8 protein-coding genes are annotated in these 6968 nt (G+C 71.5%); 7 read left to right on the top strand and 1 reads right to left on the bottom strand.

Annotated features, from left to right (window positions below):
- From FV222_RS13565 to FV222_RS13535, 7 genes are all read left to right on the top strand, one after another.
- Positions 1–329: aminopeptidase (locus FV222_RS13565; protein WP_147814652.1), on the top strand; the 329-nt coding region annotated here is incomplete at its 5' end.
- A gap of 64 nt (positions 330–393) precedes the next feature.
- On the top strand, positions 394–1692 hold the full coding sequence (locus tag FV222_RS13560) for a beta-ketoacyl-ACP synthase (RefSeq protein WP_147814651.1): 1299 nt from the start codon (positions 394–396) through the stop codon (positions 1690–1692).
- Positions 1689–2456: an SDR family oxidoreductase gene (locus FV222_RS13555; protein ID WP_147814649.1), complete on the top strand. Its 768-nt coding sequence runs from the start codon at positions 1689–1691 to the stop codon at positions 2454–2456. The genes FV222_RS13560 and FV222_RS13555 overlap by 4 nt, the downstream gene beginning before the upstream one ends.
- 2 nt (positions 2457–2458) lie before the next feature.
- The gene (locus FV222_RS13550; protein WP_147762407.1) at positions 2459–2749 is read left to right on the top strand and encodes an SH3 domain-containing protein; all 291 of its coding nucleotides are present in this window, start codon (positions 2459–2461) and stop codon (positions 2747–2749) included.
- A 225-nt stretch (positions 2750–2974) separates the two neighbouring features.
- Positions 2975–3997 (top strand): zinc-binding dehydrogenase, encoded by a 1023-nt coding sequence (locus FV222_RS13545; protein ID WP_147752879.1) that lies wholly within the window; start codon positions 2975–2977, stop codon positions 3995–3997.
- 120 nt (positions 3998–4117) lie between these two features.
- Entirely contained in the window at positions 4118–5119 is a 1002-nt protein-coding gene (locus FV222_RS13540) for a lipid A biosynthesis lauroyl acyltransferase (protein WP_147814647.1), read from the top strand.
- Between the two features lie 4 nt (positions 5120–5123).
- Positions 5124–5891 (top strand): DUF1223 domain-containing protein, encoded by a 768-nt coding sequence (locus FV222_RS13535; RefSeq protein ID WP_147814645.1) that lies wholly within the window; start codon positions 5124–5126, stop codon positions 5889–5891.
- A 197-nt stretch (positions 5892–6088) separates the two neighbouring features.
- On the opposite strand, the gene tatC is transcribed toward FV222_RS13535, so the two are convergent.
- Entirely contained in the window at positions 6089–6889 is an 801-nt protein-coding gene (gene tatC, locus FV222_RS13530) for a twin-arginine translocase subunit TatC (RefSeq protein WP_147752882.1), read from the bottom strand.
- Between the last annotated feature and the right edge of the window lie 79 nt (positions 6890–6968).

Raw genomic sequence — 6968 nt, 5'->3', positions numbered from 1 at the left:
CCCGGGTGCTGGACACCGACGAGGGCGCCCGCCGCCTCGGCGAGGTCGCGCTGGTGCCGGCCTCCTCGGCGATCTCGGCCTCCGGGCTCCTGTTCTACAACACGCTCTACGACGAGAACGCCGCGAGCCACATCGCGCTCGGCCAGGCCTACTCGAAGTGCTTCGTGGGCGGCGGCGCGGACTTCTCCGAGGACGACCTTGCGGCCCGCGGCGCCAACCGCAGCCTGATCCACATCGACTGGATGATCGGCTCGGGCGAGGTCGACGTGGACGGCGTCGGCGCCGACGGGCAGTCGGTGCCGGTGATGCGCCAGGGCGAGTGGGCCTGACGGCCAAGTCCGATCCGTCACGGCGCGGGATGCACGGCCGAAAAAAACCGATTAAGACGGCGCCATGGCAGCACATTCCCCGGCCGGACACCCCCATCGCGACGCAAGCGGCCGCCCGCTCGTCGCCGTCACCGGGCTCGGCATCGTATCCTCCCTCGGGCACGGCCAGGACGCGACCTGGACCGCCCTGACGCAGGGGCGATCCGGCATCCACGCGATCGCGCGCTTCCCCACCGACGGCCTGCGCACCCGCATCGCCGGCACGGTCGACTTCCTCGACACCGACCCGCTGGTCGCCCCCGCCCTGTCCGAGCGCTTCGCCCGCGTGGCGGCCGAGGAAGCGGTGGCGCAGGCTGGCCTCGGCTCGGCCGGCGACTTCCCCGGCGCGCTGTTCATCGCGGTGCCGCCGGTCGAGATGGAGTGGCCGCAGCGCAAGGCCCTGGCGGAGGCCTGCGGCGGCGAGGGGCCGGTGACCTATGCCGGCCTGCAGCAGGCGGCGGCGTCCCGCAGCTTCGACGCGTGGCACGACCTCTTCATCTTCGGCACGGTGGCCGACCGCATCGCCGAGCGCTTCGGCACCAAGGGCTCGCCGATCTCGCTCTCCACCGCCTGCTCGTCGGGCGCCACCGCGATCCAACTCGGCGTCGAGGCGATCCGCCGCGGCGAGATGCAGGCGGCGCTCTGCATCGGCACCGACGGGTCGGTGAACCCGGAATCGCTGATCCGCTTCTCGCTGCTCTCGGCGCTCTCGACCCAGAACGATCCGCCGGAGACGGCCTCGAAGCCGTTCTCGAAGAACCGCGACGGCTTCGTCATGGGCGAGGGCGCGGCGGCCCTGGTTTTGGAGGACGCGGCCTCGGCCGTGGCGCGCGGCGCGAAGATCCTCGGCTACGTCCTCGGCTGCGGCGAGAAGGGCGACGGCTTCCATCGCACCCGCTCCAGCCCCGACGGCGCGCCGATCATCGCGGCGATCCGTGCCAGCCTCGACGACGCCGGGATCGGGCCGGAGGCGATCGACACCGTCAACGCCCACGGCACCTCGACCCCCGAGAACGACCGCATGGAGGCGATGGGCCTGATGGCGGTGTTCGAGGAGGGCGCGGCGCGCATCCCCGTCACCTCGAACAAGTCGATGCTCGGCCACACCCTGACCGCCGCGGGCGCGATCGAGGCCGTGATCTCGTTGCTGACGATCCGGCACGGGCGCATCCCGCCGACGATCAACTACACCGTGCCGGACCCGGCGATCCCCCTCGACATCGTCACCGCGGCGCGCGACGTGCCGGTCTCCCGCGTGCTCTCGAACTCGTTCGGCTTCGGCGGGCAGAACACCTGCCTCGTGCTCGGCTCCGAGCCCGCATGACCGCGGACGCCAACGCGGAACGCCGCGTCCTCGTCACCGGCGGCGCCTCGGGGCTCGGCGCGGCGATCGTGCGGGCGGTCGCCGCCGCCGGCCACGGGGTCGACTTCACCTACCGCGCCTCCCAGGTACCGGCCGAGGCGCTGCTCGCCGAGTTGCGCGAGCGCCATCCGGACGCGCGCTTCGAGGCGGTTTCGCTCGATCTCGCCGACCGCGGCGCCCTCGACGCCTTCTGCGAGGCGGCCGAGGCGGAGAGCTATTACGGCTTCGTGCACAATGCCGGCCAATCCTACGACGCGCTCGCCGCGATGCTCGACCAGGACCGGGCCGAGGCGCTGATGCAGGTCAACTTCTTCTCGTTGACGCGGATCGCCAAGAGCCTCGTGCGCGGCATGACCCGCACGCGCGCCGGGCGCATCGTGGCGATCGGCTCGGTGGCGGCACTCCGCGCCAACACCGGCAACGCGGCCTACGCCGCGACCAAGGGCGCGCTGATCGCCTATTGCCGGACGCTCGCGATCGAGTCGGCCAAGCGCGGCGTCACCGTCAACGTCATCGCGCCGGGCTTCATCGACACGCCGATGATGGCCGGCTACGCCGCCCACCGCGCCGGCATGGAGCGCCAGATCCCCGCCGGCCGCTTCGCCGACCCGGCCGAGGTGGCGGCGCTCGCGGCGTTCCTCTTGGCCGAGCCCGCCGCCTACGTCACCGGCGCGGTCCTGCCGGTCGACGGCGGCCTGACGGCGATGATGGGCGTCCACCGCTGACCATGCGCGCGTCCCGCCTCGTCCCGGCCGCCCTCGCCGGCCTGCTGCTCAGCTTCAGCACGGGTGCCGTGCGGGCCGATCCGGTCCCCTACCGCGTCGACGGCCTGCCGCGGGGCGAGACTCTGAGCATCCGCGCCGAGCCCGATCCCTCCGCCGAGGTGGTCGGCGAGATCCGCGCCCGCGCGCTGGTCGCCGGCTGCACCAACGACACGCCGAGCCGCACCACGTGGTGCCGCGTCAAGGTCGGCCGGACCGTGGGCTGGGCGCGGCGACGCTATCTCGCGCCGGAATAAACCCGGCTTGATTCTCCGGCGCGAAACGCCGTGCTAAACCCCACCCCGCGCCCTCATCCTGAGGTGCCGGAGCGAAGCGGAGGCCTCGAGGAGGCAACCGGGGATCGCTTCGCTCTCCCCGGAGGGCTCCTTCGAGGCCCGCCGACGCGGGCGCCTCAGGATGAGGGCGTGAATGGGATCGGCCGAGATCCGGATGGGGTCGGCCCAGCGTTTGAAAGTCATCCGATGCAAGCCCTGCAACTCTTCGGCGACCGCGACTTGCGTCTGACCGAGGTCGAGGCGCCCCCTCCCCCCGGCCCCGGCGAGGTCCGGGTCCGCGTCCGCGCGGTCGGCCTGAACTTCATCGACGTCTGGGGCTTTCGCGGCATGGCCTTCGCCAAGCGGCGCCTGCCGCTGACCGTCGGCGCGGAGGCCGCGGGCGAGATCGCCGAGATCGGCGAGGGCGTCGAGGGGCTCGAGGCCGGCGACAAGGTCGCGCTCTACGGCGCCATGACCTGCGGCCGATGCCGCGCCTGCCGCGAGGGTCGCGACAACCTCTGCGAGGATGTCGGCGGGGTGATGGGCTTCCACATCGACGGCTTCGCCCGCGAGTTCGTCACCATGCCGGCCCGGCTCGTGGTGAAGGTGCCCGACGCCGTCAGCCTCACCGACGCGGCCTGCGCCGGCATCGCCTTCGGCACGGTTCAGCACATGCTGTTCGACAACGCCAAGCTGGAGCCGGGCGAGAGCATCCTGGTCCATGCCGGCGGCTCGGGGATCGGCACCGCGGCGATCCGCATGGCCAAGGCGATCGGCTGCACCGTCTACACGACTGTGGGCGACGACGAGAAGGGCGCCAAGGCCGCCGAGCTCGGCGCCGACCACGTCGTCAACTACCGCACCGAACGCTTCGAGGGCGAGGTCCGCCGCCTGACCAAGCGCAAGGGCGTGGACGTGGTGTTCGAGCATGTCGGGCCCGACACCTGGAACGGCTCGCTGCTCTGCCTCAAGCGCGGCGGCCGGCTCGTCACCTGCGGCTCGACCTCCGGCGTCTCGACCACCATGAATTTGATGCAGCTGTTCCAGCAGCAGTACCGCATCACCGGCTCGTTCGGCTGCCGGCTCGCCAACATCGCGCAATCGCTGGACAAGATGGCGGCCGGCATCCGGCCCGTCGTCGACACGGTCTATCCTCTGGCGGACTTCGCGCAGGGGCTCGAACGGCTGGAATCGCGCAAGGTCTTCGGCAAGATCCTGGTGAGCTTCTGACGCCCTCCCCTCTCGCGACGAAATGATCTAAGCCCGCGGAATCTCCCGTGGGCGTTTCGTTCCGCGGCGCCTCCCGCCCTCCCCGCCTCGACGGGACGGCCCGCACCCGAGAGTGACCCGTTGCTGCGCCTCGCCCTGACCCTGAAGCGCAACCTGCCGCGGCTCGCGGGCTTCGCGATGCTGCCGTTGATCCGCACGGTTTTCTGGCTGTCGCGCATCCTCGGTCCCGAGCGGGCGGGCGACGCCGGCGGCGCGCTTCTGCGCGCGATCGGGCCGTGGCTGCCCTCGCACCGGACCGCGCTCGCGAACCTGCGCGCCGCCTTCCCCGACGCGTCCGAGGCCGAGATCCGAGGCATCGCGCGCTCCGCCTGGGACAACCTCGGCCGCACCGGCGCCGAATACGCCCACCTCGACACGCTGTTCGACTTCGACCCCGCCGACCCGGCGACCCAGCGCATGCAGGTCGAGGGCCTGGAGCACTTCCTGGCGTTGCGCGACGACGGCCAGCCGGGCCTGGTGTTCTCGGCGCATCTGGCGAACTGGGAGCTGCCGGCGATCTGCGCGGCGAAGTTCGATCTCGAGACCACGGCGGTGTTCCGCGCGCCGAACAATCCGGCCGCCGCCCGGCTGGTGCAGGAGGTGCGGCGCAAGACCATGGGGGGCTTGGCCGCCTCCGGCCCCGGCGGCGCCTTCGCGATGCAGGGCGTGGTCGAGCGCGGCGGCCATCTCGGTCAGCTGATCGACCAGCACTTCACCCGCGGCGTCGTGGTGTCGTTCTTCGGGCGCCCCTGCCTTGCGAACCCGCTGCTCGCCAAGCTCGCTCGCCATTACGATTGCCCGGTCCACGGCTCGCGGGTGGTGCGGCTCCCGAACGGCCTCTTCCGGCTCGAGCTGACCCCGCCCCTCGACCTGCCCCGCGACGCGGACGGGGCCATCGAGATCGCCGGCGCGATGCAGGCGATGACCACAATCGTCGAGGGCTGGGTGCGCGAAAATCCCGGCCAGTGGCTGTGGATGCATCGGCGCTGGCGCCCGAACATGCTGCCGAAGCCGCGCGTTCGGTCGGGCGGCGGGACTCAAGCCAACGTGATTTCCCAGCCGGCGTCCGGTGCGCTCTCCTGAGGCGATGACGGAGACCCACGTCCGTTCCCATGCACCCGCCCGGCTCCGCGCCCTCCTCGCGGCGCTGACACTCGGCATGTCGTGCGGTCCGGCGGCGGCCGAGCCCTTGCGGGCGGTCGTCGAGCTGTTCACCAGCCAGGGATGCGCCGCCTGCCGCTCGGCGGACCCGGTGATCGGCGACCTCGCGCGCCAGCCCGGCATCCTCGCGCTCACCCTGCCGGTGACCTACTGGGACTACCTCGGCTGGAAGGACACCCTGGCCCAGCGCCCGTTCGGCGAGCGCCAGCACGGCTATTCCGGGGTCCACGGGGCGCGACAGATGTTCACGCCGCAGGCCGTCATCAACGGCTCGGCCTCGACCGTCGGCTCCGATCGGCCGGCGCTGGAAAAGCTGCTGCGCGAGTCGAGCGCCCGCGGCGGCCTCTCCGTCCCGGTCCGCGGCGAGGAGCGGGACGAGCGCATCGTGATCGAGATCGGGGCCGAGCCGGCGCCGAAGGCCGAGCTCAAGGGCGACGTCTGGCTGGTGCCGGTCCTGCGCAGCCGCCCGGTCGCGATCGGCGGCGGCGAGAACCCCGGCCGCACCGCGACCTACGTCAACGTCGTGCGCGGGATGCAGCGCCTCGGCCCCTGGACGGGCCAGGCGGTGCGGTTCGAGGTGCCCCGCGCAGCCGCCCGTGTCGGCGAGGCCGACGCCTGGGTCGTGGTGGTCCAGGGCTCGGCGGGCGGGCGCCCCGGCCGGATCTACGGCGCTGCCAAGGGGCCTGGCCTCTGAAGCAGGGCGATCGCAAGTGTCATCACGCCGTCATTCCGGGGCGCCGCAGGCGAGCCCGGAATCCAGAGCCGCCGACGGTGCAAAGTCCTGCGCGACCAGTGGTTCTGGATCCCGGGCTCCGCTGCGCGGCCCCGGGATGACGCGGTGCTATCAGTGAGTTTCCGAAGAGCAAATCGCCATCTGCAATCGTCCCGTTTCTACGGGTCGAGCCCTTCGGCGATGCGGCGGCGGGCGCGCAGCTTTTCCATGCGCGACACCGAGAACACCGAGGCCTCGTAGAGCAGCAGCATCGGCAGGGCGAGGGAGAGCTGCGAGATCACGTCCGGCGGCGTCAGCACGGCGGCGGCGACGAAGACCAGGACGATCGCGTAGCGCCGCTTCTCGCGCAGGAACTTGGCGTCGATGATGCCGACCTGCCCGAGCAGGGTCAGGATCACCGGCAGCTGGAAGGCGATGCCGAAGGCGAAGATCAACGTCATGATCAGCGAGAGGTACTCGTCGACCTTCGGCAGCAGCGCGATCGTCGGCTCGCCCGCGACGCCGACCTGCTGCAGCGACACCGAGAACTTGATCAGCAGCGGCATCGCCAGGAAGAACACCACCAGCGCGCCCAGGATGAAGAACACCGGCGTGGCGACGAGGTAGGGCATGAAGGCCTTGCGCTCGTTCCGGTACAGGCCCGGCGCGACGAAGGCGTAGATCTGCGTGGCGATCACCGGGAAGGCGAGGAACGCCGCGCCGAAGACGCTGAGCTTGATGTTGGTGAAGACCTGCTCGAGGAAGTGGGTCGCGATGAGCTTTGCGTTCTCGACCCCGACGATCGAGACGTAGGGGTGGACGAGGATGTTGTAGATTTCGCGCGAGAAGAAGAAGCACCCGAAGAACATCACCACGAAGGCGATCAGCGACTTGATCAGCCGCGCGCGCAATTCGATCAGGTGGTCGAGGAGCGGCGCCCGCGACGCCTCGATCTCGGCCTCGTCCGTCTGGTCGATCATCGCTTAATGGCCCGCGGCCGGTGCGGAGGGGGCCGGCCCGTGCGGCGCCGGCGCCGGATCGGGGGCCGGGCCGTAGGGG

The organism is Methylobacterium sp. WL103 (assembly GCF_008039885.1).
Taxonomy (GTDB): domain Bacteria; phylum Pseudomonadota; class Alphaproteobacteria; order Rhizobiales; family Beijerinckiaceae; genus Methylobacterium; species Methylobacterium cerastii.
The sequence above is the reverse complement of the archived record's forward strand: the minus strand, read 5'-3'. Positions and strand labels throughout refer to the sequence as shown.

Coding starts and splice junctions, on each gene's coding strand:
- FV222_RS13550 (WP_147762407.1), top strand. CDS start 2,459: ATGCGCGCGTCCCGCCTCGTCCCGGCCGCCCTCGCCGGCCTGCTGCTC.
- FV222_RS13555 (WP_147814649.1), top strand. CDS start 1,689: ATGACCGCGGACGCCAACGCGGAACGCCGCGTCCTCGTCACCGGCGGC.
- FV222_RS13535 (WP_147814645.1), top strand. CDS start 5,124: ATGACGGAGACCCACGTCCGTTCCCATGCACCCGCCCGGCTCCGCGCC.
- tatC (WP_147752882.1), bottom strand. CDS start 6,889: ATGATCGACCAGACGGACGAGGCCGAGATCGAGGCGTCGCGGGCGCCG.
- FV222_RS13560 (WP_147814651.1), top strand. CDS start 394: ATGGCAGCACATTCCCCGGCCGGACACCCCCATCGCGACGCAAGCGGC.
- FV222_RS13545 (WP_147752879.1), top strand. CDS start 2,975: ATGCAAGCCCTGCAACTCTTCGGCGACCGCGACTTGCGTCTGACCGAG.